Genomic DNA, 23256 nt, shown 5'->3' with positions numbered 1-23256 from the left:
GGGGGCGTGACTACTTGAGCTTGATGGTGAAGGCCCAGACGGCGAGGGGCTTGCCGTCCTCGGACACCTGGACGATGTTGAGCTTCTTCGAGGCGGGGGCCTCGCCGCCCTGGCCGCCGGTGGCGAAGATGTCGGCGCCCGGGAAGCTGTCGTAGGTGTTGCCGGACGGCTCGGTGATCTGCTGCCCGTCGAGGACCGCCTGCCACTTCTTGCCGTCCTCGACCACGTCCGGCTCGACGCCGAGGCGCAGCGTGTCGCCGCGGCCGTATTCGATGGTCTTGGCGTGCTTGAGATCGGCGAAGCACTCCTGGACCTTGTCGGCCGTGAGCTCCTTGCCGTCGCTGCAGGCGGCTTCGGTGGACACCGACGAGGTGCCGACCGTCACGGTCGCCAGCGGCGTCGGCTTGTCACAGGCGGAGAGGAGGAGGAGGCCGGCGGAAACGGCTCCGAGGGCCGCGACGCTGCGGCGGGCCCTACCCGAGAAAAGCGGTGCGGTCATGAGCCGAAGGCTATCGGGCGGGTGGCGTGCCTTGCTGCACGGGGTCCTGTGGTGCGGCGCCGTGGCGCAAGCGCCCCCGGCTGCGCCGGGCTTTCCGGGGCGCCGCCCCGGACCCCGCTCCTCAAACGCCGGAGGGGCTGGATTTGGCCGGCGTTTGAGGCGCGGGTCCGGGCGGAGCCCGGGGAACGGTGGAAGGGCGGGTAGGGGACGGCCCCGCAGGGCAGCGGCTGCGCCACCCGCTACGCCACCCGCGGGCGCGAGGACGTGTGCTGCTGGTGGCGCGGGGACGTGAGGAAGCCGCGGAGGGCCATCATCGTGCCCAGGGCCACCACCCCCGCGGCGACGGACATGCCGAGGACCCCGTTGAGGGGGAGGGCGATGCCGATCGAGCCGCCCAGCACCCAGGCCACCTGGAGCAGCGTCTCCGAGCGGGCGAAGGCCGACGTACGGACGGCCTCGGGCACGTCGCGCTGGATCATCGCGTCCAGCGAGAGCTTCGCGAGGGCCTGGCAGAAGCCGGCCGTCGCGCCCAGGACGGCCATGAACACCCCGCTGAAGAAGACCGCCGCGAGGACGGCCACTGCGAGGGTCAGCGACAGGACGGCGGCGATGATCGCCTCGGGCGCGCGGGCCCGGAGCCAGGCCCCGACCGCGGTCCCGCAGGCGTTGCCGACGCCCGCGCAGACGCCGACGATGCCCAGCGACACCGCCGCGCTCTGCCCGGCGAGCGGGTGCTCGCGCAGCAGGAACGCCAGGAAGAAGATGAGGAACCCCGACAGCCCGCGCATCGACGCGTTCGCGAGCAGCCCGCACAGCACCGGGCGGCTGACCGTCCGCAGCCCCGGCCGCTTCGAGTGCGCCTCGTGGGTGGAGAGGCGGGCCCGGCGTTCGCCCTTCGCCTCGTCGACCTTGTGCGGCAGCGTGAACGCCGCGAAGGCGCCCCAGATGAAGATCGCGCACGCCCCGTAGAGCGGCCACGGCGGACCGATCGTGTGCAGGGCGGCGCCGACGGGCGCGGCGGCGCCGGTGGCCAGCAGGCCGGCCAGGGTCACCCGGGAGTTCGCCTTGACCAGGGAGAACCCGGGTGGGAGGAGTCGCGGTACCACCGCGCTGCGCACCACGCCGTAGGCCTTGGAGGCGACGAGGACCCCGAGGGCGGCCGGGTACAGCTCCAGGCCTCCGGTGGCCACCGCGCCCGACATCATCACGGCCAGCAGGGCCCGGGTGAGCATCGCGGCGGCCATCGCGGCCCGCCGTCCGTGCGGCAGCCGGTCGAGGAGGGGGCCGATCACGGGGGCCAGCAGGGTGAAGGGGGCCATCGTGATGGCGAGGTACAGGGCCACCCGGCCGCGTGCCTCGTCCGTGGGGACGGAGAAGAAGACGGTGGAGGCGAGCGCCACTGTGATCATCACATCACCGGCGCCGTTGATCGCGTGCAGCTCGATCAGTTTGCCGAGGCCCGATTCGCCCGCCCCGTGTGCGTGCGTGGCCCGCCGGATGCCGCGCGCCGTACCGGTGAACGGCAGGTGCAGGGCACGCCCGACGGCCCGGCCGGCCCGCCTGGCCGGTCCCGAGCCGTCATCGGACGACCGTACGGGTGCCACGTGGCCATACTGCCCCACCCGGCCCTCCGGGACCCCACCCGGCGCGTCGCGGGGACCCGGCCGCGCCCCGGGTTGGCCGCGGGTGTCCGCGAATCGGACCTTGCATGTGGGCCCGGGGCGCCGGAGGAGGTAGCGTGCGTAGCGCGCCACCGGCGGTTGCTCCTGGCCGCGCGCCTCTTCGCGATCCCGCAGAATGGATCGCAGGTAGGTGCGCCCTGGAACCCGATCGGGCGCGGACGTCGACGCGGCCCCCTGGTCCGCTCCGCCCGCGCTACGTAGGGACAGCCGACGGGTCGTTGTGGACGACAAGTACGGACGGCGCACTCGTGAGACGGCGTAGGAGAGAACGAGACCTGTGAGTGCTGCGACGACGCGAAGCCGTACCCCCGACCGCCTGTGCGTCGAGGCGGTGGACCTCGCCCGAGCGGCGGCCGAAGAGGCCGCCCACCCCGGAGTGGTGGGCGAGCACACGGCGGCCGTAGCGGAAGGTGACCGGGTCGTCACGCACTTCTTCGAGTGCAAGGACCCCGGGTACCGGGGCTGGCGCTGGGCCGTGACGGTGACCCGTGCGTCCCGCGCGAAGAACGTCACCCTCGACGAAACGGTGCTGCTCCCGGGCGAGGACGCGCTGCTGGCCCCCGAGTGGGTGCCGTGGAGCGAGCGGCTGCGGCCGGGCGACATGGGTCCGGGCGACCTGCTCCCCACGGACGCCGAGGACCTGCGGCTGGAGGCCGGCTGGTCGGGCGAGGACGCCCCGCCGCCGAACTCGGTGGTCTCCGCCGAGATGGCCGAGCTGGTCGAGGCGGAGGACGCCGACGTCACCGACCGCGCGGTGGTGCCCGTACGCGGCTCCATCACCTCCGTCGCGGAGGAACTGGGCATGCGGCGGGCCCGGGTGCTCTCCCGCTACGGGCTGCACAGCGCGGCCGACCGCTGGGACGAGTCCTTCGGCGCGAAGACCCCGATGGCGCAGGCCGCCCCGGCCTCGTGCGTCTCCTGCGGCTTCCTCGTCGCGATCGGCGGCTCGCTGGGCCAGGCGTTCGGCATCTGCGCGAACGAGTTCGGACCGGCGGACGGCCGGCTGGTCTCCCTGTCCTACGGCTGCGGCGGCCACTCGGAAGCGGCCGTCATGCCGAAGCCTCCGCGGCCGGCGCCGCCCGTCCTGGACTCGATGGCCTCGGACGAGTTCCACCTCCGCCCGTCCCCCGACTCCGGCTCGGTCCTCGTCACCGACCCGCTGGCCCCGGACCTCGGCCACTCGTAACCCTTCCCGGAGCTCTGCCCCGGTCCGGGGCGGAGCCCCAGGAGGGGTCCGGGCGCAGCCCGGGGAACGGGCGAAGGGTGGGTAGGGGAACTCCGCCCCGCGCAGCGGCACCCGCCGGAGCGGCACCCCCGTCGCCGGCCCGGCCCCGCGGCCTCGCCCGGTTGGGCGACTCGGGGCGCGACGGGCCGTCAGGCGTGATCCGCTGGGCGGGATGAAGACCTCCGTACGCCCCGAGACCCACACCGGACAGGCGGCCCCCACCCGTACCCGCCTGTCCTGGGTGGACTTCGCCGTGGCGGCCGCCTTCCTCGTGCTCGGGTACGCGCTCCTCCAGGTCGGCAAGGGCACCACGGTCAACTTCGACCCCGCCGACGTCCCCGACGTGGACACGGACCCCGCGAAGCTCCCGTACTACGCCGCCCGCAGCGTCCTGCGCATGTTCATCGCGCTCGCCGCCTCCGTGGTCTTCACCTTCGCCTACGCCTACGCGGCCGCCCGAAGCCGCCGCCTGGAACGGGTCCTGATCCCGGCCCTGGACATCCTCCAGTCCGTCCCCGTCCTCGGCTTCCTCTCCGTCCTCGTCACCTTCTTCGTCGCGCTCTTCCCCGGCTCGCTCCTCGGCCTCGAATGCGCGGTCGTCTTCGCGATCTTCACCTCGCAGGCCTGGAACATGACCTTCGGGTTCTACGCCACCCTCACCTCCCTCCCGCGCGAGCTCGACGAGGTCTCCCGCTCCTTCGGCTTCACCCGCTGGATGCGCTTCTGGCGCGTGGAGGTCCCCGCGGGGGTCATCGACCTGGTGTGGAACGGCATGATGAGCTTCGCCGGCGGCTGGTTCATGCTCGTGGCCTCCGAGGCGGTCTCCGTCTCCGGGCACGACTACGCCGTCCCCGGCCTCGGCTCCTACGCCGGCACCGCGATCGGCGAGGGGGACCTCGGGAAGATCGCCTGGGTCATCCTCGCCATGACCGTCACCATCGTCACCGTCAACTTCCTCTTCTGGCGGCCCCTGACGGCCTGGGCGGAGAAGTACAAGAACGAGCAGTCGGAGTCCACCGACATCCAGCGCAGCTACGTACTGGACTTCCTGCGCCGCTCCCACTGGCCCCGCCTGCTCGGCCGCGCCACCGCCCCCGCCCGCGAGGCCACCGGCCGGGCCGCCCGCGTACTGGGCCGCGACGACCGGGCGCTGTCCGTGGACCCGGCCCGCCGCCGCACCGGCGACGTGGTCTTCACCGTCCTCGCCGGAGCCGTCATCCTGTGGGGGCTCTACGACCTCGTGCGCTACCTCCAGCGCGAGACCGGACTCGGGGTCTTCGGGGAGCCGCTGCTGCTCGGGCTGATCACCTTCGTCCGGGTGATCGTGCTCGTCGCCGCCGCCACCGTCCTGTGGGTGCCCGTGGGCGTGTGGATCGGCTCCTCGCCCCGGCTCACGAAGATCGCCCAGCCCGTGGTGCAGGTGCTGGCGAGCTTCCCCGCCAACCTGCTCTTCCCCGTGGCCGTCTGGTTCTTCCTCAGGACCGGGCTGAACATCAACATCGGCTGCGTCCTGCTGATGGCCCTCGGCGCCCAGTGGTACATCCTCTTCAACGCCATCGCCGGAGCCATGGCCATCCCCTCCGACCTCAAGGAGGCCATGGACGACCTCGGGGTCCGCGGGCTCCAGCGCTGGAAGCGCCTGATCATCCCGGCCGTGTTCCCCTCGTACGTCACCGGCGGCATCACCGCCTCGGGCGGCGCCTGGAACGCCTCCATCGTCGGCGAGGTCGTCACCTTCGCCGGTACCACCCTGTCCGCGACCGGCCTGGGCGCGTACATCTTCCACGCCACCGAGGCCGGGGACTTCCCGCAGCTGATCGCCGGGATCGCCGTCATGAGCCTGTACGTCGTCGGGCTCAACCGGCTGTTCTGGCGGCCCCTGTACCGGCTCGCGGAGCGCCGCTACTCCCTCTGAGAGCCGTACGCCGCCGCCCGAGTTCCGATCCGTCCGAGGAGCCCGCACCGATGACCGCGACCACCGCCGCGACCACGATCCTCCAGGCCGCCGCCCTCACCAAGTCCTACGCCGGCGCCGACGGGGAACTGCCCGTGCTCGGCGGCATCGACCTGGAGATCCGCGAGGGCGAGATCGTCGCCCTCCTCGGGAAGTCCGGCAGCGGCAAGTCCACCCTGCTGCGCTGCCTCGCCGGGCTGATCCCCGCCAGCTCCGGCTCGGTCACCTACCGGGGCGAGGAGCTGCGCGGGGCCAACCCGGGCACGGCGATGGTGTTCCAGACCTTCGCGCTGCTGCCCTGGCTGACCGTGCAGCAGAACGTGGAACTGGGCCTGGAGGCCAAGGGCATCGACCGCGAGGCGCGGGCCCGGCAGGCGGTGGAGGCCATCGACCTGATCGGCCTCGACGGCTTCGAGTCGGCCTACCCGAAGGAGCTCAGCGGCGGGATGCGCCAGCGCGTCGGCTTCGCCCGGGCCCTGGTGGTGGAGCCCGACGTCCTGATGATGGACGAGCCGTTCTCCGCCCTCGACGTGCTCACCGCCGAGAACCTGCGCGGCGAGCTGATGGAGCTGTGGGCCTCCGGCCGCTTCCCCGCCAAGGCGGTCGTGCTGGTCACGCACAACATCGAGGAGGCGGTCCTGATGGCCGACCGGGTGGTGGTGCTCGGCTCGCGGCCCTACGGAACCATCAAGGAGACCTTCGCGGTGGACCTGGCCCGCCCCCGGGACCGCGCCGGCGCCGAGTTCGAGCGGATCGTGGACGCCGTCTACGCGGTGATGACCGGCCGCTCCGCGAAGACCCCGGCCGCGGCGCCGCCCGCGAAGCGGACCCCGGCCAACACCCCGCTCCCCGCGGCCAGCGTCGACGGCATGGCCGGCCTCGCCGAGATCGTCCTCCAGCGGGGCGGCGGCGACGGCAGCGAGGACCTCGCCGACCTCGCCGACGAACTGGGCCTGGAGGTGGACGACGTACTGCCCCTGGTGGACGGGCTGGAACTGCTGGGCCTGGCCGAGGTGCGGGACCTGCACCTGGTGCTGACCGCCCGCGGCACCGCCTTCGCAGGGGCCGACGTACAGGAGTCCAAGGAACTGTTCGCGCAGGGGGCCATGGAGGTCCCGCTGGTCCACCTGATCCACACCACCCTGCAGCGCTCCCGGGGCGGCACGCAGCGGGCCGGCTTCTTCCGCGACCTGCTCTCGCACCACTACACGAGCGAACAGCTGGAACAGCAGCTGGAGACCGCCACGGACTGGGGCCGCTACGGGGAGCTGTACGGCTACCACGCCGACGGCGAGGAATACCGGCTCGACGAGGACCCGGCGGGCCGGTAGCCCCGTACGCTCGGTCCATGGGGGAAGCGGACATGGTGGGGATGGACGGCCGGGTCACCGGAACGGTCGGGCCCGGGCTGGTCGGTGAGGTCATCGTGCGGATCCGGGGCGGAGCCGAGCACTTCCTCGCGCACCCGGCGCAGGGGACGGGCCGCCTGGAGGTCGGGACGGTGGTCACGGTGGTCGAGTACCTGCCGCCGCGGACGGTGTACGTCATGGCCGCGTACGGGGACTGAACGGCCGCCGGCCCTCTGTATCAGGATGGCGACAAGAATCGGCCGTCGTCTTCACGCCGCTCCGGCGCGGGCGCAGACTCGCCTTCCCGGTGGCGAACGCCACCGCGCAAGAGGGGGAGTTGCCGATGGCTGTCGGCGTACTGGCAGGGATCGTGGTCGGCGGGCTCGCGGCCGCGATCGGCCTGTTCAAACTCATGTGGAGGGTGGCCGAGCCCAACGAGGCGCTCGTCATCTCCGGCTCCGCGCACAAGACCGAGGGCATCGCGGAGGGCATGGGCTTCCGGATCGTCACCGGGCGGGGAACGATGGTGATGCCCGGCGTACAGGCCGTGCGCAAGCTGTCGCTCGACCTCAACGAGACCCAGCTCAACGTGGACTGCGTGACCCACCAGGGCATTCCGCTACGGGTCAAGGGCGTGGTCATCTTCAAGATCGGCGACGACTTCGTGTCCATCGCCAACGCGGCCCGCCGCTTCCTGGACCAGCAGAAGATGATGCCCGAGCGGGTGCACATCGTCTTCGCCGGCCATCTGCGCTCCATCGTGGGCGGGCTGACGGTCGAGGACATGATCCGCGACCGGGAGAAGCTGACCGGGCAGACCCGGGCGGCGTGCGGTACGGAGATGGAGAAGCTCGGCCTGATCGTCGACTCCCTCCAGATCCACGAGATCGAGGACCCGACGGGGTACATCAAGAACCTCGCCATGCCGCACGCGGCCGCCGTCCAGCGGGACGCGCGCATCGCGCAGGCCGAGGCGAACCGGCTGGCCACCGAGGCCGAACAGGCCGCCTTCGCGCGGATGTCGGAGGCCACCCGGGACAGCGAGATCCTCCAGGCCGGCTACCAGGCCGAGCGCGACAAGGCGGCGGCGACGGCCCGGCAGGCGGGCCCGCTGTCGGAGGCGGCGGCGCGCCAGGAGGTGGTGGTCCAGGAGACCCGGGTCGCCGAACTGGAGGCGCACCGGCGCGAGCAGCAGCTCCAGGCGGACGTACGAAAGCCCGCGGACGCGGCGGCGTACGAGACCCGGACCCGGGCCGAGGCCGAACGCGACGCGCGCATCTCGGCGGCGCAGGCCAAGGCGAAGGAGACGGAGCTGGCGGCCGCGGCCGAAGCCACCCGGGTGACGACGGCGGCGGCGGCCGACGCGAAGGCCACCGAGGCGCGGGGCCTGGCGGCGGCGACCGCCACCCGCGCGACGGGCGAGGCGGAGGCGGCGGCGACCGAGGCCAAGGGCCTCGCGCAGGCGGCGTCAGCCAAGGCGAACGGCCTCGCGGAGGCGGCGGCCATCCAGGCGCGGGCCGCTGCGCTGGCGGAGAACCAGGAGGCGGTGGTCGCGCAGCAGCTCGCGGAGAACTGGCCGGCGATCGTGGAGGCGGGAGCGGGTGCCTTCGGCAACGTCGAGCACATGGTCCTCCTCAACGGGGCGGAGGGCATGTCGGAGATGTTCGCGAAGGCCCTCACGATGGGCGGCACGGGCCTGGGCCTGGCCCGCCAACTCCTCTCAACGATGTCCCAGCCGACCCCTCCCCCCGCCACCCCGGCGAACGGCCCCACCCCGGAGCCCTCCCACCAGATCCCGATCCAGGGCGCGTAGCCAGGCGCTGCCCGGACCCGCTCCTCAAACGCCGGAGGGGCTGGATGTGGCTGGTCTCGGCCTGCAGGTGAACGCCGGAGGGGCTGGAAAATCCAGCCCCTCCGGCGTTTGAGGAGCGGGGTCTGGGGCGGAGCCCCAGGGAACGGTGGAAGGGCGGGTAGGGGACAGCCCCGCAGGGCACTTACCCGCACCCGCCCCGGAGGGTCAGGGCTTCGGGCGGCGGCGGAGGAGCCGCTTCGCGGCCAGGGTGAGGGTCAGGGCGGCGACCAGGACGAGGGCGCCCTTGGTGAAGCTTCCGTCCTCGGGGGTGGCGGGAGCACCGGGGGACGGGGCCGGAGCACCGGGAGCGGAGGGCGAGGGGGTCGGCTTTGCTCCCGCCACCGGGACGGCGACGACCCGGCTGTTCGTGCCCTCCGCGCCGAACATCAGCGTCGACCCGTCCGCCGTGTACGTCACGGACTCCGCCTGCCCCTGCCACGGCGCGGCCACCGCCTCCCCCTCCCCCGCCGGCCGCCCGTCCTTCCACGGGTACGTCTTCGCCCACAGATAGCCCCGCAGCGCGAGCCGCCCCCCGTCCGGGGAGAACGCCCCGTCCGTGACCCAGGGGACGTCCCCGATCCGCCGGAAGGTGTTCGTCCCGGAGGCGGACAGGGCCTCCGGGCCCTCGTAGAGCCCGCCCTCCCGCTCGTCCTTGCTCGCGATGTACACCCGCCCCGTCACCGGATGCACCATCAGCGCTTCCGCGTTCCGCGGCCCGTCGGCGTACTTCACGGTGAACTGCTCGGCCTTGACCGTGGCGTCGCCGAGCGTCTTCGGCTCGGCGAAGCGGTAGATCCACACGTGGTTCCAGGAGCCGCCCAGGTTGTCCCCGATGTCGCCGACGTACAGCCGTCCGTCCGGGCCCAGCGAGATCCCCTCGACGTCGCGGGGTTTGCCGATGCCGGTCAGGGTGATGCGTGCGACCGTCTTCCCGGTCGCGGAGTCCACGGCGTACACGTACGGGCCGTCGTCGCTGTCGTTGTGGGTCCAGTAGACGCCGGGGTGGATCCGGCTGGCCGCGAGCCCGCTCGACTCCTTGATCCGGGGGTCGGTGATGGTGAACCCGGACGCGCCGACGGGTGAGGCCCCGGGTGCGGCGGCGGCCGGAGCAGCCAGGGCGAGGACGGCGACGACAGTGGCGGCGGCGGTCAGGGGCAGCGGGTGCGGGCGCATCCCCCTACCCTGCCAGCCCGCCCCGCGTGTCCGGCATCACAGGGCTCGCCGCCCCCGTGATCCGCGAAGATGTCCGGATGCGTTTCATGTTCGTCGGGGATTCCATGACCATCGGGCGCGCCGGCGACTACACCTGGCGCTACCGGATGTGGCAGCATCTCGACGCCACTTTCGCCCCGGCCGTCGCCCCGGCCGTCGCCCCGGCCGTCGGCCCGGCCGGCGACCCGGCTGTCGCCCCGACCGGCGACCCCGCTTCCGGCGGCCCGTACGAGATCGTCGGGCCCCGCAGCGCGCTCTACGACACCCTCGCGGACGCGCCGCTCAGCCACGACTACGCCGACCCCGGCTTCCCCGCCGACGCCCGCCGCCACCTGGCCGGCTGGGGCGAGGGCTGGCAGCACATGGCCCCGCTCATCGGGCCCGCCGTCGGCGAGGCCGGGGCCGACGTGCTGCTGGTCTCCCTCGGGCTGATCGACCTGGGCTTCTACACCGCCGCCGAGGGCACCGCGGCCAACGTCCGCCGGTTCATCGAGGAGGCCCGTGCCGCCCGGCCCGGGATCCGGATGGTCCTGCTGCCGGTCATACCGAACATCAGGGCCCGGGACGACGCACCCTTCGCGCGGCAGGTGGACCTCTTCAACGAGCTCCTCGCCAAGGCCGTCGCCGACCTGTCGACGCCCGCCTCGCCGATCCTGCTGGCCGCGCGCCCGGAGGGGTACGAGATCGACCTCGACACCTACGACGGCACGCACCCCAACGCCTCCGGCGAGCACCGCCTGGCCGGGGAGTTCGCGGCCGTCCTCCACCAGGCCTGGGGCCTGGGCGGCCCGTACCGCCCCCGGCAGGACTCGTAGCGGAACACGGAGCAGGACACGTAACACGCCCTTCATGGGCGGGTCTTGCTTCGAGCGCACTCCAGGCAGTTGGCTAGTGGCCCATGGAGTACACGCAGCTCGGACGCACCGGTCTCAAGGTCAGCCGTATTGTCCTCGGCACCATGAACTTCGGCCCCCAGACGGGCGAGCCGGAGAGCCACGCGATCATGGACACGGCTCTCGACGCAGGCATCAACTACTTCGACACGGCCAACGTGTACGGGTGGGGCGAGAACAAGGGCCGCACCGAGGAGATCATCGGCACCTGGTTCGGCCAGGGCGGCGGCCGCCGGGAGAAGACGGTCCTCGCCACCAAGGTCTACGGGAGCATGGCCGCCGAGGGCGACCCGTGGCCCAACTACGACCGCCTGTCGGCGCTGAACATCCGGCGGGCCGTCGACGCCAGCCTCAAGCGCCTGAACACCGACTACATCGACATCTACCAGTTCCACCACGTGGACCGGCTGACGCCCTTCGAGGAGATCTGGCAGGCCGTCGAGGTCCTGGTCCAGCAGGGCAAGATCCTCTACGCGGGATCCTCGAACTTCCCCGGCTGGAAGATCGCCCAGGCCAACGAGGCCGCGGCCCGCTCGGGCCGGCTCGGCCTGGTCAGCGAGCAGTGCCTCTACAACCTCGCCGAGCGGCGGGCGGAGCTGGAGATCATCCCGGCGGCCGAGGCGTACGGGCTCGGCGTCATCCCGTGGTCCCCGCTGCACGGCGGGCTGCTGGGCGGGGCCATCCGCAAGGCTTCGGAGTCGGGGCGCACGGCGAGCGGCCGCTCGGCGGACGCGCTCGCGAACAGTTCGGTACGGGCGCAGGTGCAGGCGTACGAGGACCTGCTGGACAAGCACGGACTGGAGCCCGGCGAGGTCGCCCTGGCCTGGCTGCTGACGCGTCCCGGGGTCACGGGTCCCATCGTCGGGCCGCGTACGCCGGAGCAGCTCGCGTCCGCGCTGCGGGCGGTGGAGCTGGAGCTGTCGCCGGAGGTGCTGGCCGGGCTGGACGAGGTCTTCCCGGGGCCGGGGCCGGCGCCGGAGGCGTTCGCCTGGTAGCGCCGGGCCCCTACTGGCCCACCGCGGCGGCGACCGCCACCACGAGGAACATCAGTACGAGCACACCGGCCATGACGCGGTTTCTGGTCTTGGGATCCACTCGTCGAGCCTAACGCGACCGGGCCCGCCCTTCGTACGGAGGGGCGGGCTCTCCCAGTTCCCAGGAGCCGACGACCTCGTAGCGGGGCTGTTCCCCGGGAACCCCGGAGTCGGGCAGGTTGCTGCGGACCAGGCTGAGTTCGCCGACCTGCCAGGCGGTGCCCTCGAAGGAGGCCAGGGCCGCGCAGTAGGGGCGGACGTCGTGCCGCTCGTCGCGCAGGCGGCCGAGGGTGAGGTGGGCGGTGTAGCGGTGGTGCTGGTCCATGGGCACCCCGGAGCGCCGGGCGGCGGCGTCGGCGCGCTCGGCGAGCATCCGCAGGGCGTCGAGGTCCCCGGCTGCGCCGGCCCACAGGGAGCGGTGGCCGAAGTGGCCGGAGCCGTGGATCCGGAGCCGGAAGGGCTCGCTGCGGGCTGCTGCGCGGGCGAGGCGGGTGTGGAGCTCGGGGAGCAGCTCCTCCCGTACCTCGCCCATGAAGGCGAGCGTGAAGTGCCAGCCGGCTTCCGCGGTCCAGCGCAGGCGGTCGTCGCGCAGGCCGCGCAGGGCCTCGGCCAGCTCCGAGACGGCCGCCTCGGGCGGGATGACGGCTGCGAACAGTCTCATGTGCCGAGCCTAGCGAGGTGGGCAGCCGTGCGGCGCCGTTGCCGGGGACCAGTCCCCGGACCCCTGCGCCTCAAACGCCGGCGGGGCTGGATTTGGCTGATCCAGCCCCTCCGGCGACCTCAGGCGGCCGTGGCCAGCTGGCGGCGGCGGTCCGAGGGGACGAAGTTCACGCCGTGGCGGCTCACGCTGAGGCGGAGGTTGCCGATGCGGGACAGGACGAGGCCGATCGCGACGGCCGCGGCCAGCGACACCGCTCCGCCCGCGGCCATGCCGATCCGCGCGCCGTAGGTGTCCGTGACCCATCCGACCAGCGGGGCCCCGATCGGGGTGCCGCCGGTGAAGACCATCATGAACAGGGCCATCACCCGGCCCCGCATCTCGGGGTCGGTGGCCATCTGGACGCTGGAGTTCGCGGTGACGTTCACCGTCAGGCCGAAGACCCCGATGGGGACGAGGAGCGCCGCGAACAGCCAGAAGCCGGGCGCGAAGGCCGTCACCAGCAGGAGGACGGAGAAGAGCACCGCCGCCGCGACCAGCAGTCGCAGCCGCGAGAGGCCGCGCCGGGCCGCCAGCAGGGCGCCCGCGAGGGAGCCCGCCGCGATCAGGGTGTTGAAGAGCCCGTAGGTGCCCGCGTCCCCGTGGAAGACCTTGGCCACGAAGGCCGACAGCCAGATCGGGAAGTTGAAGCCGAAGGTGCCGATGAATCCGACGAGCACGATCGGCCAGATCAGCTCGGGCCGCCCGGCGACGTAGCGCAGGCCTTCCCGGAGCTGCCCCTTGGCGCGGGGCTGGACCTCGACCGGGTGCAGTTCCCGGGTCCGCATCATCAGCAGGGCCGCGATCGGCGCGGCGAAGGACAGGCCGTTGAGCAGGAAGGCCCAGCCGGAGCCCACGGCGGTGATGAGGACACCGGCGATGGCCGGGCCGATCAGCCGTGCGGACTGGAAGTTGGCCGAATTCAGGCTGACCGCGTTGGCCACCTGGTCCTTGCCGACCATCTCGGAGACGAAGGTCTGCCGGGCCGGGTTGTCGACGACGGTGACCAGGCCGAGGAGGAAGGCGGCGAGGTAGACGTGCCAGACGTTGACGTGGCCGGCGAGGGTGAGGACACCGAGCGCGAGGCCGGTCAGGCCCATGGCGGCCTGGGTGCAGAGCAGCAGCGGCCGCTTGGGGAGCCGGTCGGCGAGTACGCCGCCGTAGAGCCCGAACAGCATCATCGGCAGGAACTGCAGCGCGATGGTGATGCCGACCGCGGAGGCCGAGCCGGTCAGCGAGAGGACCAGCCAGTCCTGGGCGATGCGCTGCATCCAGGTGCCGGTGTTCGAGACGGCCTGGCCGCTCGCGAAGAGCCGGTAGTTCCGGATCTTCAGCGAGCTGAACATCGAGTTCTTGTTCTTCGGGGTGGGGCCCGATGCGTGCGTAGTGGTGGGTGTGTGGCCGGGGGCGGAGTCTGCTCCGGGTCCCGTACTCAAAAGGGTTCGCCTCCTGGCGTCGTTCCTATAGGTGCGCGAGCTTGTCCAGGACGGGCGCGGCTTCGCGGAGCTTGGCCCATTCGTCCTCGGTCAGCTCGGCCGCGAGCCCGGCGAGGAAGGCGTTGCGCTTGCGACGGCTCTCTTCGAGCATCGCTTCGGCCTCCTCCGTCTGGCGGACCACCTTCTGGCGGCGGTCGTCGGGGTGCGGTTCCAGCGTGACCAGTCCCTTGGCTTCCAGCAACGCGACGATGCGCGTCATGGACGGCGGCTGCACGTGCTCCCGCCTGGCCAGCTCACCGGGGGTGGCCTGGCCGCAGCGGGCGAGGGTGCCGAGGACCGACATCTCGGTCGGGCTCAGCGATTCGTCGACGCGCTGGTGCTTGAGGCGCCGGCCCAGCCGCATGACGGCGGAGCGGAGGTCGTTCACGGCGGCTGCGTCGTCGCCATGGGAGAGGTCATGCATGTATTTAGAGTAACTCATTACTCTTCCTAAGGAACACCAGTTATCCGGTGTCACTCGTACGGGTGAGTCGGCTGCGGAAAGTGACACGCGTCCATGCCCTGTGCCCCGACTCTTTCGGCATGGGGACACATGTGCTGAGCATGCGCATAGACGGGGAGCTCCTCGACAGGCTCCGGACTCATGCCGCCAAACGAGGAATGAGCGTCCAGGACTATGTGGTCCGGACGCTCATTCGTGACGATTTCGACGAACGCTTCAAGGCGGCCGTCGACGAGACGGAGAAGTTCTACGGGCTTACGTGAGGCCCAGCGCCGGCATCGCGTAGTAGAAGACGAAGACCGCCGAGACGACGTACATGGCCACCGGGACCTCGCGGCCCCGGCCGGTCGCCAGCCGCAGCACGGAGAAGGCCACGAAGCCGATGCCGATGCCGTTGGTGATCGAGTACGTGAAGGGCATCATCACCATGGCCAGGAAGGCCGGGACGGCGATGGTGAAGTCGTTCCAGTCGATGTCCCGGACCGAGCCGGCCATGATCAGGAAGCCGACCGCGATGAGCGCGGGCGTGGCCGCCTGTGAGGGGACCATCGTGGCGAGCGGCGTGAGGAACAGCGAGACGGTGAAGAGGCCGCCGGTCACGATGTTCGCGAGGCCGGTCCTGGCCCCCTCGCCGACGCCGGCCGTGGACTCCACGAAGCAGGTGGTGGCGGAGGACGAGGAGGCGCCGCCGGCGGCGACGGCCATGCCGTCGACGAACAGCACCCGGTTGATCCCGGGGAAGGAGCCGTCCGGCTTCGTCAGCTTCGCCTCGTCGCCGACGCCGAGGATGGTGCCCATCGCGTCGAAGAAGCAGGACAGCAGCACGGTGAAGACGAACAGGATGCCGGTCAGCATGCCGACCTTGCCGAAGCCGCCGAACAGGCTGACCTGACCGATCAGGCCGAAGTCGGGCGCGGCCACCGGGTTGCCGGGCCACTCCGGGACCGTCAGGCCCCAGGCCGTGTCCGGGAGCTTGGTGATCAGCTGGATCACCAGGGCGGCGACGGTCATGGCCACGATGGAGATCAGGATCGCGCCGGGGGTCTTGCGGATGATCAGGGTGAGCGTCAGCAGGACGCCGACCACGAAGATCAGGACGGGCCAGCCGTGCAGGTGGCCGTTGCCGCCGAGCTGGAGCGGGACCGTGGTGTGCGCGAGGTCGGGGATGCGGGTGACGAAGCCCGAGTCGACCAGGCCGATCAGCATGATGAACAGGCCGATGCCGATCGCGATGCCCTTGCGCAGGCCGAGCGGGACGGCGTTCATGACCCGCTCGCGCAGGCCGGTGGCGACCAGCAGCATCACCACGAAGCCGGCCAGGACCACCATGCCCATGGCGTCGGGCCAGCTCATGCGGGGGGCGAGCTGGAGGGCGACGACGGTGTTGACGCCGAGGCCGGCCGCGAGGGCGATCGGGACGTTGCCGATCACGCCCATCAGGAGGGTGGTGAAGGCGGCGGTCAGCACGGTCGCGGTGACCAGCTGGCCCCCGTCGAGCTGGTGCCCGTACATGTCCTTCGCGCTGCCCAGGATGATCGGGTTCAGCACGATGATGTAGGCCATCGCGAAGAAGGTGGCGAATCCGCCGCGGACCTCGCGGCCGATGGTCGAGCCGCGCTCGGAGATCTTGAAGTAGCGGTCCACGGGGGCCGACGTGCTCATGGGGGTCCTGGTCCTCAGTGGTGGTTTCATACGACGAAAACGGGCCAAGCCCAAACCGTTTCAGTATGAACACATGAACGAAGGGCCGTCTATCTCCGCGCGTAGACCCTCCGCCGACCGGCCTAGACTTGTCCCCATGGCGAAATGGACTGCGACGCACGAGGCCCCCGAGCCCCTCGAGGGCCCGATCGTCGGCACCGTGACCGGCGGCACGATCCTGTGGTTCGCCCTCTTCCTCTTCCAGCTCCCCTTCTACGGGTGGTTCGCGGACCGGGGCATGCTGTGGTGGGTCTGGACCTGCGCGGTCGGCGGAGTCCTCGGCCTGATCGGCCTCTGGTACGTGCGCGGCCGCGATGCCGCCCTGAAGCGGCACGCGGCGGAGCTGGCCGCGCGGAACGAAGCCGACCCGTCGGCCCCCACTCCCCAGGCGGGCTAGCCCGCCGCCCCGGGCCTGCGGGCGGAGCCCCCTGGAAACCGGGCCGCACGCGGCTGCCGGAGCCCGCCCCGGCCCGCCGGAAGGGCTACCAGCGGAGGATTCGGCTCATCCCGAAGTCGGATCTTCAGACTTTTCGGCAGGTGGGGGAGCGAATCCCCCTTTACCGTCGGAACCATGACGGAGCGGGCGCAGAGCGCATCAGACGGACCGGAGCCGGGCGGTGGCGGCGCGGCGGCCGCCGGGACCGCCATCGACGCGGGGGCCGAGCTCGATCCCGTACACCCGGTCCGGCCACCCGCACCCCGGTTCAAGCCGGCCGGCCTGACCACCGCCGAAGTCGCCGAGCGCGTCGCCCGCGGAGCCGTCAACGACGTCCCCGTCCGCAGCAGCCGCTCCACGGCGGACATCGTCCGTGCCAACGTCTTCACCCGCTTCAACGCCATCATCGGCGTCCTGTGGGTGGTGATGTTCTTCGTCGCCCCGATCCAGGACAGCCTCTTCGGCTTCGTGATCATCGCGAACACCGGCATCGGCATCATCCAGGAGATGCGCGCCAAGAAGACCCTGGACAGCCTCGCCGTCATCGGCGAGGCCAAACCCAGCGTCCGCCGCGACGGCCGCACCGCCGAGATCTCCACCTCCGAGATCGTCCTCGACGACGTCATCGAGCTCGGCCCCGGCGACAAGGTCGTCGTCGACGGGCTCGTCGGCGAGGCCGACGGCCTGGAGATCGACGAGTCCCTCCTCACCGGCGAGGCCGACCCCGTCCTGAAGAAGCCCGGCGACCCGGTCATGTCCGGCTCGTTCGTCGTCGCCGGCGGCGGCGCCTTCACCGCCACCAAGGTCGGCCGCGAGGCCTACGCCGCCCAGCTCGCCGAAGAGGCCTCCCGCTTCACGCTCGTCCACTCCGAGCTGCGTTCCGGCATCTCCACCATCCTCAAGTACGTCACCTGGATGATGGTCCCGACCTCCATCGGCCTGATCATCAGCCAGCTGATCGTCAAGGACAACAACCTCAAGGACGCCATCGCCCGCACCGTCGGCGGCATCGTCCCGATGATCCCCGAGGGCCTCGTCCTGCTGACCTCCGTCGCCTTCGCCATCGGCGTCATCCGGCTCGGCCGCAAGCAGTGCCTGGTGCAGGAGCTGCCCGCCATCGAGGGGCTCGCCCGCGTGGACGTGGTCTGCCTCGACAAGACCGGCACCCTCACCGAGGGCGGCATGGACGTCACCGAGTGCCGTCCGCTCGGCGGCGCGGACGCCGCGTACGTCAAGAAGGTGCTCGGCGCGCTCGGCGAGAGCGACCCGCGCCCCAATGCCAGCCTCCAGGCGATCATCGACGCCTACCCCGACAGCGCCGAGTGGCGCTGCACCGAATCGCTGCCCTTCTCCTCCGCCCGCAAGTACAGCGGCGCCAGCTTCAGCGAGGGCGACGGGGAGAACAACACCTGGCTGCTCGGAGCCCCCGACGTGCTGCTCCCGGCCGGGGACCCGGCCCTGGAGGAGATCAACGACCTCAACGAGCAGGGCCTACGGGTCCTCCTGCTGGGCCGGGCCACCCGCGAACTCGACGACCCGGCCGTGGCCACCGGGGTTCGGCCGACGGCCCTCGTCGTCCTGGAGCAGCGGCTGCGTCCCGACGCCGCCGACACCCTGCGCTACTTCGAGGACCAGGACGTCAAGGCCAAGGTCATCTCCGGGGACAACGCCGTCTCGGTCGGCGCGGTCGCCGGGAAGCTGGGCCTGCCCGGCGCCGAGAACACCGTCGACGCGCGCACGCTCCCCACCGACCAGGAGGAGATGGCCGGGGTCCTGGACGAGAACGCCGTCTTCGGGCGGGTCACCCCGCAGCAGAAGCGGGACATGGTGGCCGCCCTCCAGTCCAGGGGACACACCGTCGCGATGACCGGCGACGGGGTCAACGACGTGCTCGCCCTCAAGGACGCCGACATCGGCGTCTCGATGGGCTCCGGCTCGGAGGCCACCCGGGCCGTCGCGCAGATCGTCCTCCTCAACAACAGCTTCTCCACGCTGCCCTCGGTCGTCGCCGAAGGCCGCCGGGTCATCGGCAACATCACCCGCGTCGCGACCCTCTTCCTCACCAAGACGGTCTACTCGGTGCTGCTGGCCGTCCTGGTGGTCTGCTCCCAGGTCGAGTACCCGTTCCTGCCGCGCCACCTGACGCTGCTGTCCACACTGACCATCGGCGTCCCGGCGTTCTTCCTGGCGCTGGCCCCCAACAAGGAGCGGGCCAAGCCGCACTTCGTGAAACGCGTGATGCGGTACGCGATCCCGGGCGGGGTCATCGCCGCCGTCGCCTGCTTCGTCACCTACGTGCTCGCCCGCCACTACTACTCCGGCCCCGACGCCCTCAAGGCCGAGACCAGCGCCGCCACGCTCGCGCTGTTCCTGACCTCGATGTGGGTGCTGGCGATCATCGCCCGCCCCTACACCTGGTGGCGGGTCGGGCTGGTCGGCGCGATGGGCGGGGCGTTCCTGATCGTGCTCGTCACGCCCTGGCTCCAGGAGTTCTTCCAGCTCAAGCTGGAGGGCGCGGTGATGCCGTGGGCCGCCGTGGGCATCGCGGCCGCCGCGGCCGCCCTCATCGAGTTCACCTTCCGGTGGGTGGACCGCAGGTTCCCGGCGTAGGTTCACTCTCACGGCTCACTCCCACGAGGGATCGACAGGTGGGCCGTACCGGTTTCATAGTTGGACTATGGCAATGAAGAAGGTCACCGTCACCCTGCCTGCAGAGGTGTTCGAGAGCATCAAGGAACGGGTGTCCGCCAGAGGAGTGTCCGCCTACGTGGCCGCCGCCGTCGAGCGCAGGGTTGCGCAGGACAAGCTGCACGAACTGTCGGACCATCTGGAGCAGGAGTACGGGCCGGTGAGCGACGAGGCGTACGACTCGGTACTCGACCGGATCGAGGCCATCGACGCCTGGTACGAAGAACGCCGGACCGGGGCGCCTGCCCAGCGGCCCGAACCAGGTCGGCAGGCTGCCGCGTGACCCCTCGGGTCAACCGGCGGGTCGTGCCCGCGCCGCGTACGTTCGTCTTCGACTGCGAGGCACTCTCCCGAGCGGTGCGCGGTGACGAGGTCCTGTCCGCCTATGTCAAGGCTGCGGCGCACAGTGACGTCCGGGTGGTGACCTCCGGACTCACGACCCTGGAGGCCTGGGATCCGAAGGCGGGTGTGCTGCCCAAGACCTGGGACTGGACCTTGTCCCGGATGGAAGTCGTCCACACGAACGACGCCATGATCGCCACCGCGCGTTCCCTCCTGAAGGAGGCGAAGCTGCCTGGTCACAAGTACGCGATCGACGCCGTTCTCGGCTCTGTCGCTCTTGAGGCCGCAGGCCGGGGAGACCGGGTCGTTGTGCTGACTTCGGATGCCGACGACTTGCGGCGGCTGCTCGGTGATCACCCGGTGTGGGTCGAGCCCATTTGACCCTCAGGCCGCCAGGTCGAGGTCCTGCTCCCGCCGGGCCGCGATGCGGCTGCGCAGGCCCAGGGTGGCCACCGCGGCGAGCAGGCCGGCGGCCAGGGCGCCCCACCACAGGACCGCGGGACCGACCCCGGTGTAGAGGGTGACGCCCAGGGTGAGGGCACCGAAGCGGGCCAGGCCCCAGGTCCAGCTGAAGGCGCCCTGGTAGCGGCCGCGGGCATCGGCCGGGGCCAGGTCGGCCACCAGTGAGGCCGCGATGCCGGCGACGGCCACCTCGCCGAGCGACCAGACGACCACCGAGACCACGTACCCGGTGACGGAGTCCGCGAGCCCGGTCAGCGCCACCCCGGCGGCGATCAGGGCACTGCCCGCCGCCTGCACCGGGAGCTGCGGCAGTCCCGACAGCCGGGCCGTCACGAACGGCTGCAGGGCCACCACCAGGACGGCGTTGACCGCGGCCAGGGCCCCGTACACGGCCGGCGAGAGCCCGCTGTCGCGGACGGCGAGCGGCAGCGCCACCTCGGTCAGGGAGTACACGAACAGCTGGATCCCGAGCAGCGGGAGCAGCAGGAGCATCAGCCGGTCGCGCAGGACGACCCCGTAGCCCAGGCCGCCGGAGGCCTTGCCCGGAGCGGTGCGGGCCGGCTCGCGCAGCCGGGTCGCGACCACGGTGGCGTAGACGAGCGCCGAACCGGCGTCGACGGCGAAGAGCAGCCAGTACCCGTGCGCGGCGAGGAAGCCGCCGAGCACGCCGGCGACGGCCGTGCCGATGTTGACGCCCCAGTTGAACAGGGCGTACGCCCGCTGCCGCCAGCCGGTGTCCACCGAGTCGGCGAGCAGGGCGAACGCGGCGGGCGGAACGGTGGCCCCGGCGGTGCTGAGCAGCAGCGCGGAGGCGGCCATCGTCCAGACCCCGGGGGCCAGGAACAGGGCTCCCTGGGCGACGGCGGAGCCGATGAGCCCGATCAGCATGGTGGGACGGCGGCCGATCCGGTCGGCGAGCAGTCCGCCGAGGGCCGGGCCGAGCAGGTGGCCGGCGCCGAGTGCGCCGAGCACGAAGGAGATGTCGGAGCCGGTGATGCCCCGGTCGGCGAGGAGGAAGACCAGGAACGGGGTGACGAGGTAGCCGATGCGGTTGACGATCGAACCGGCGAACAGGGTCCAGACGAGGGGCGGGAGACCGCGGAAGGAGGAGGGCATGTGAGGAGCCTGCGCCCTGGGCGGGCGGGCCCCTATTGATTAAGGTGGGACCGAATCCAATGGCACGGCGGCGGGGGCGTTCCCATGGAGTACGAACTGAGCTTCACCGCAACGGACCTGGCACAGACCCGGTTCGCGGTGTCCCCGATGTGGGAGGTCGTCACCAGCTTCCGTCTGCTGCGCGAGGAGTCCGACCCCCCGCTGCACCGCCGCTGGGCCCGGCAGGTGCGGCCGCGGCTGCTCGCCGCCGGACTGGACCGGGGCTGGCTCGCCGCCCTGATCCCGGGCATCGGCTACCTCGCGGACTTCCTCAACCCCACCCCGGCCGGCCCCTTCGGCGAACTCCCCGCGGAACTGGCGGCCATCCGCCGCACCCCCGCGGCACAGGTGGGCGCCGACCTCGACGTCCTGGTGGCGAAGACGCCCAGCCCGGCGCCGCGGCTGCGGCTGCTGCGGGAGGAGCCCGAGGCGGCGCTGGAGAAGGTCACCGCCGAGATCGAGACGTACTGGGAGCTCGCGCTCGGCCCGTACTGGCCGCGCATCCGCCAGCTGCTGGAGGCGGACGTGTTCCACCGGGCCCGGCAGGTCGCCGAGCACGGCTCGGCGCACGTGCTGAACGAACTCCACGAGACGGTCAGCTGGGACGCCGGCACCCTGCGCATGGTGCGGCGGCAGTGCTCGATGAACCGGGCGGACACGGGAGCCGGCCTGCTCCTCGTCCCCTCCGCCTTCGCCTGGCCCCGCGTGCTGACCCGGTCGGTGGCCCCCGAACCGCCCCAACTTGCCTACCCGGCGCGGGGGATCGGCACCCTCTGGGAGCCCCGCGCCACCAAGGCCACCGATGCGGTGGCCGCCGTACTGGGCCGCTCCCGCACCCTGCTCCTCGCCGAGCTCGACACCCCGGCCTCCACCACCCAACTGGCCCTCCACTGCGGCCTGTCCGCGGCGGCGGTCTCCCAGCACCTGACGGCCCTGCGCGATGCGGGCCTGGTCACCGGCCACCGCGCCGGCCGCTCGGTCCTGTACGCCCGCACGGCCATCGCGGATGCGCTGCTCACGCCGGCGGGGTGACGGCACGGCCGGAGGGCCGGATCACGCGAAGACCTCGTAGGTCATGTACGCGCTGAGGGCGAGCAGCGCGCACGCGCAGGCGAGGGTGACGGTGTACTTCAGCACCACCGTCACGGGCGATCCGGGGACGATCGTGCGGTAGGGGCGCAGGGAGTCGTGGACCACGTGGAGGGTCGGCGTCGCGTGCCTGCGGGTGTGGTGCGCGTAGGTGACGCCGTCCATGGCGGTGAACTCGAACCTGGGGGACGAGTGTCCCTGCTCGTCGGAGGCCCGAACCGCCAGGACGGTGATGCCCCGCCGGGACATGGCCGCTCGTACGGACAGGCCGAAGCCCGTGGCGGCGAGTACGGCCAGGCCGAGGAAGAAGGGGACGGCGATGATGGTGACGGAGACCGCGGCGAAGGAGCCGTGGGTGACGCCGGCCCAGATCGTCCAGCAGAGGTAGGCCAGTACGACGGCGCCGGACCCGACCAGGGGCCTGCGGGAGGTGCCCGGCGGCTTCCCGCCGGGCGCGGGCACGGTGGTGGCCAGCTCGCTGCCGCCCGGGTGCCGTTCCCGTTCCGGGGGCAGTGCGGCGTTGACGGTGGCGGCGAAGGCGGCGGTGGCGTCCGGGCGGCCGCCCGGGAGCTGGTGGGTGGCGCCGTCGGTCAGGACGACCTGGAGGAGCCCCCGGCCCTCGACGCGCGCCTCCCGGACGGCGACGAGCGGGATGTCGGTGCTCCGGATGCCCCGGACGACGCGCAGCCGGTCGGTGCCCAGGGAGACCTGCGCGTCGTCCCCGCGCCAGAGCGGTTCCCCGCCGGAGCCGGACTCGATGGTGACCAGGGCGCTGCCGGCCGGGTCCCGTTCCTGGGGGAGCGCGCGGTTCAGGGCGGCGGTGAACGCGGCGGTGGCGGTCGGGTTGGAGCCGCTGACCTGGTGGACGGCGCCGTCGGTCAGCAGGATCTCGACGAGCGACTCACCCCACGCGCGGACCTCCCGCACGGCCGCCAGGGGGATGAGCGTGACCTCCGGGCCCCGCAGGATCCGCAGCCGGCCGGATTCGAGGGTGGCCGACGTGCCGCGGTCGGCGCCGCGCCCGATCAGGACATGGGAAGAAGACATG

22 protein-coding genes are annotated in these 23256 nt (G+C 72.1%); 13 read left to right on the top strand and 9 right to left on the bottom strand.

Translation table 11 applies throughout. The features are described from left to right. Window positions 1-10: 10 nt before the first annotated feature. Window positions 11-499, bottom strand: coding sequence for a DUF2771 domain-containing protein (locus NLX94_RS37265; RefSeq protein WP_254387714.1), 489 nt, complete (start codon window positions 497-499; stop codon window positions 11-13). A 239-nt stretch (window positions 500-738) separates the two neighbouring features. Further along, the gene (locus NLX94_RS37260) at window positions 739-2121 is read right to left on the bottom strand and encodes an MFS transporter (protein WP_374684069.1); all 1383 of its coding nucleotides are present in this window, start codon (window positions 2119-2121) and stop codon (window positions 739-741) included. A 337-nt stretch (window positions 2122-2458) separates the two neighbouring features. On the opposite strand from NLX94_RS37260, the gene NLX94_RS37255 reads away from it, so the two are divergent. The 5 genes from NLX94_RS37255 to NLX94_RS37235 all read left to right on the top strand — a co-directional run bounded on the left by NLX94_RS37255 (window position 2459) and on the right by NLX94_RS37235 (window position 8522). Continuing rightward, window positions 2459-3367: a DUF3027 domain-containing protein gene (locus tag NLX94_RS37255; RefSeq protein ID WP_254387712.1), complete on the top strand. Its 909-nt coding sequence runs from the start codon at window positions 2459-2461 to the stop codon at window positions 3365-3367. A gap of 211 nt (window positions 3368-3578) precedes the next feature. Beyond that, a complete protein-coding gene (locus NLX94_RS37250; protein WP_254387711.1) occupies window positions 3579-5321 on the top strand; it encodes an ABC transporter permease subunit in 1743 nt (580 codons plus the stop codon). A gap of 50 nt (window positions 5322-5371) precedes the next feature. Beyond that, window positions 5372-6691: a nitrate/sulfonate/bicarbonate ABC transporter ATP-binding protein gene (locus NLX94_RS37245; protein ID WP_254387710.1), complete on the top strand. Its 1320-nt coding sequence runs from the start codon at window positions 5372-5374 to the stop codon at window positions 6689-6691. Window positions 6692-6708: 17 nt separating this feature from the next. Beyond that, entirely contained in the window at window positions 6709-6927 is a 219-nt protein-coding gene (locus tag NLX94_RS37240) for a hypothetical protein (protein WP_254387709.1), read from the top strand. Window positions 6928-7052: 125 nt separating this feature from the next. Continuing rightward, on the top strand, window positions 7053-8522 hold the full coding sequence (locus NLX94_RS37235) for a flotillin family protein (RefSeq protein WP_254387708.1): 1470 nt from the start codon (window positions 7053-7055) through the stop codon (window positions 8520-8522). 204 nt (window positions 8523-8726) lie between these two features. Here the strand turns inward: NLX94_RS37235 and NLX94_RS37230 are convergent, their stop codons facing one another. Beyond that, window positions 8727-9734 (bottom strand): WD40 repeat domain-containing protein, encoded by a 1008-nt coding sequence (locus tag NLX94_RS37230; protein ID WP_254387707.1) that lies wholly within the window; start codon window positions 9732-9734, stop codon window positions 8727-8729. Window positions 9735-9811: 77 nt separating this feature from the next. Here NLX94_RS37230 and NLX94_RS37225 point away from each other — a divergent pair, with 77 nt between their 5' ends. Together NLX94_RS37225 and NLX94_RS37220 are read left to right on the top strand one after the other, a co-directional pair. Further along, window positions 9812-10588, top strand: coding sequence for a GDSL-type esterase/lipase family protein (locus NLX94_RS37225; RefSeq protein ID WP_254387729.1), 777 nt, complete (start codon window positions 9812-9814; stop codon window positions 10586-10588). An 83-nt stretch (window positions 10589-10671) separates the two neighbouring features. Beyond that, window positions 10672-11661 (top strand): aldo/keto reductase, encoded by a 990-nt coding sequence (locus tag NLX94_RS37220; protein ID WP_254387706.1) that lies wholly within the window; start codon window positions 10672-10674, stop codon window positions 11659-11661. Between the two features lie 109 nt (window positions 11662-11770). Here the strand turns inward: NLX94_RS37220 and thpR are convergent, their stop codons facing one another. From thpR to NLX94_RS37205, 3 genes are all read right to left on the bottom strand, one after another. Then, window positions 11771-12361: an RNA 2',3'-cyclic phosphodiesterase gene (gene thpR, locus NLX94_RS37215; protein WP_254387705.1), complete on the bottom strand. Its 591-nt coding sequence runs from the start codon at window positions 12359-12361 to the stop codon at window positions 11771-11773. Window positions 12362-12480: 119 nt separating this feature from the next. Beyond that, window positions 12481-13833, bottom strand: coding sequence for an MFS transporter (locus tag NLX94_RS37210; protein WP_254387704.1), 1353 nt, complete (start codon window positions 13831-13833; stop codon window positions 12481-12483). A gap of 25 nt (window positions 13834-13858) precedes the next feature. Beyond that, window positions 13859-14296, bottom strand: coding sequence for a MarR family winged helix-turn-helix transcriptional regulator (locus tag NLX94_RS37205; protein ID WP_214954723.1), 438 nt, complete (start codon window positions 14294-14296; stop codon window positions 13859-13861). Between the two features lie 119 nt (window positions 14297-14415). On the opposite strand from NLX94_RS37205, the gene NLX94_RS37200 reads away from it, so the two are divergent. Continuing rightward, complete coding sequence (locus NLX94_RS37200; protein WP_030156886.1) at window positions 14416-14598, top strand: hypothetical protein; 183 nt, start codon at window positions 14416-14418, stop codon at window positions 14596-14598. Here the strand turns inward: NLX94_RS37200 and NLX94_RS37195 are convergent. Next, window positions 14591-15997, bottom strand: coding sequence for an NCS2 family permease (locus NLX94_RS37195; RefSeq protein ID WP_254387703.1), 1407 nt, complete (start codon window positions 15995-15997; stop codon window positions 14591-14593). The genes NLX94_RS37200 and NLX94_RS37195 overlap by 8 nt on opposite strands. A gap of 136 nt (window positions 15998-16133) precedes the next feature. Here NLX94_RS37195 and NLX94_RS37190 point away from each other — a divergent pair, with 136 nt between their 5' ends. From NLX94_RS37190 to NLX94_RS37175, 4 genes are all read left to right on the top strand, one after another. Beyond that, the gene (locus tag NLX94_RS37190; protein ID WP_254387702.1) at window positions 16134-16433 is read left to right on the top strand and encodes a DUF2530 domain-containing protein; all 300 of its coding nucleotides are present in this window, start codon (window positions 16134-16136) and stop codon (window positions 16431-16433) included. A gap of 174 nt (window positions 16434-16607) precedes the next feature. Next, window positions 16608-19082 (top strand): cation-translocating P-type ATPase, encoded by a 2475-nt coding sequence (locus NLX94_RS37185; protein WP_254387701.1) that lies wholly within the window; start codon window positions 16608-16610, stop codon window positions 19080-19082. Between the two features lie 67 nt (window positions 19083-19149). Beyond that, the gene (locus NLX94_RS37180; protein ID WP_254387700.1) at window positions 19150-19443 is read left to right on the top strand and encodes a hypothetical protein; all 294 of its coding nucleotides are present in this window, start codon (window positions 19150-19152) and stop codon (window positions 19441-19443) included. A gap of 23 nt (window positions 19444-19466) precedes the next feature. Then, window positions 19467-19883 (top strand): hypothetical protein, encoded by a 417-nt coding sequence (locus NLX94_RS37175; protein WP_254387699.1) that lies wholly within the window; start codon window positions 19467-19469, stop codon window positions 19881-19883. 3 nt (window positions 19884-19886) lie between these two features. Here NLX94_RS37175 and NLX94_RS37170 read toward each other — a convergent pair whose 3' ends face one another. Beyond that, complete coding sequence (locus tag NLX94_RS37170) at window positions 19887-21080, bottom strand: MFS transporter (protein ID WP_254387698.1); 1194 nt, start codon at window positions 21078-21080, stop codon at window positions 19887-19889. 84 nt (window positions 21081-21164) lie between these two features. Between NLX94_RS37170 and NLX94_RS37165 the strand changes: the two genes are divergently transcribed. Continuing rightward, complete coding sequence (locus tag NLX94_RS37165) at window positions 21165-22151, top strand: DUF5937 family protein (protein ID WP_254387697.1); 987 nt, start codon at window positions 21165-21167, stop codon at window positions 22149-22151. A gap of 21 nt (window positions 22152-22172) precedes the next feature. Here NLX94_RS37165 and NLX94_RS37160 read toward each other — a convergent pair whose 3' ends face one another. Continuing rightward, on the bottom strand, window positions 22173-23255 hold the full coding sequence (locus NLX94_RS37160) for a hypothetical protein (protein WP_254387696.1): 1083 nt from the start codon (window positions 23253-23255) through the stop codon (window positions 22173-22175). Between the last annotated feature and the right edge of the window lies 1 nt (window position 23256).

The organism is Streptomyces sp. TBY4 (assembly GCF_024213195.1).
GTDB lineage: Bacteria > Actinomycetota > Actinomycetes > Streptomycetales > Streptomycetaceae > Streptomyces.
Note: the sequence above shows the minus strand (reverse complement) of the source record. Positions and strands in the feature narration are given on the sequence as shown.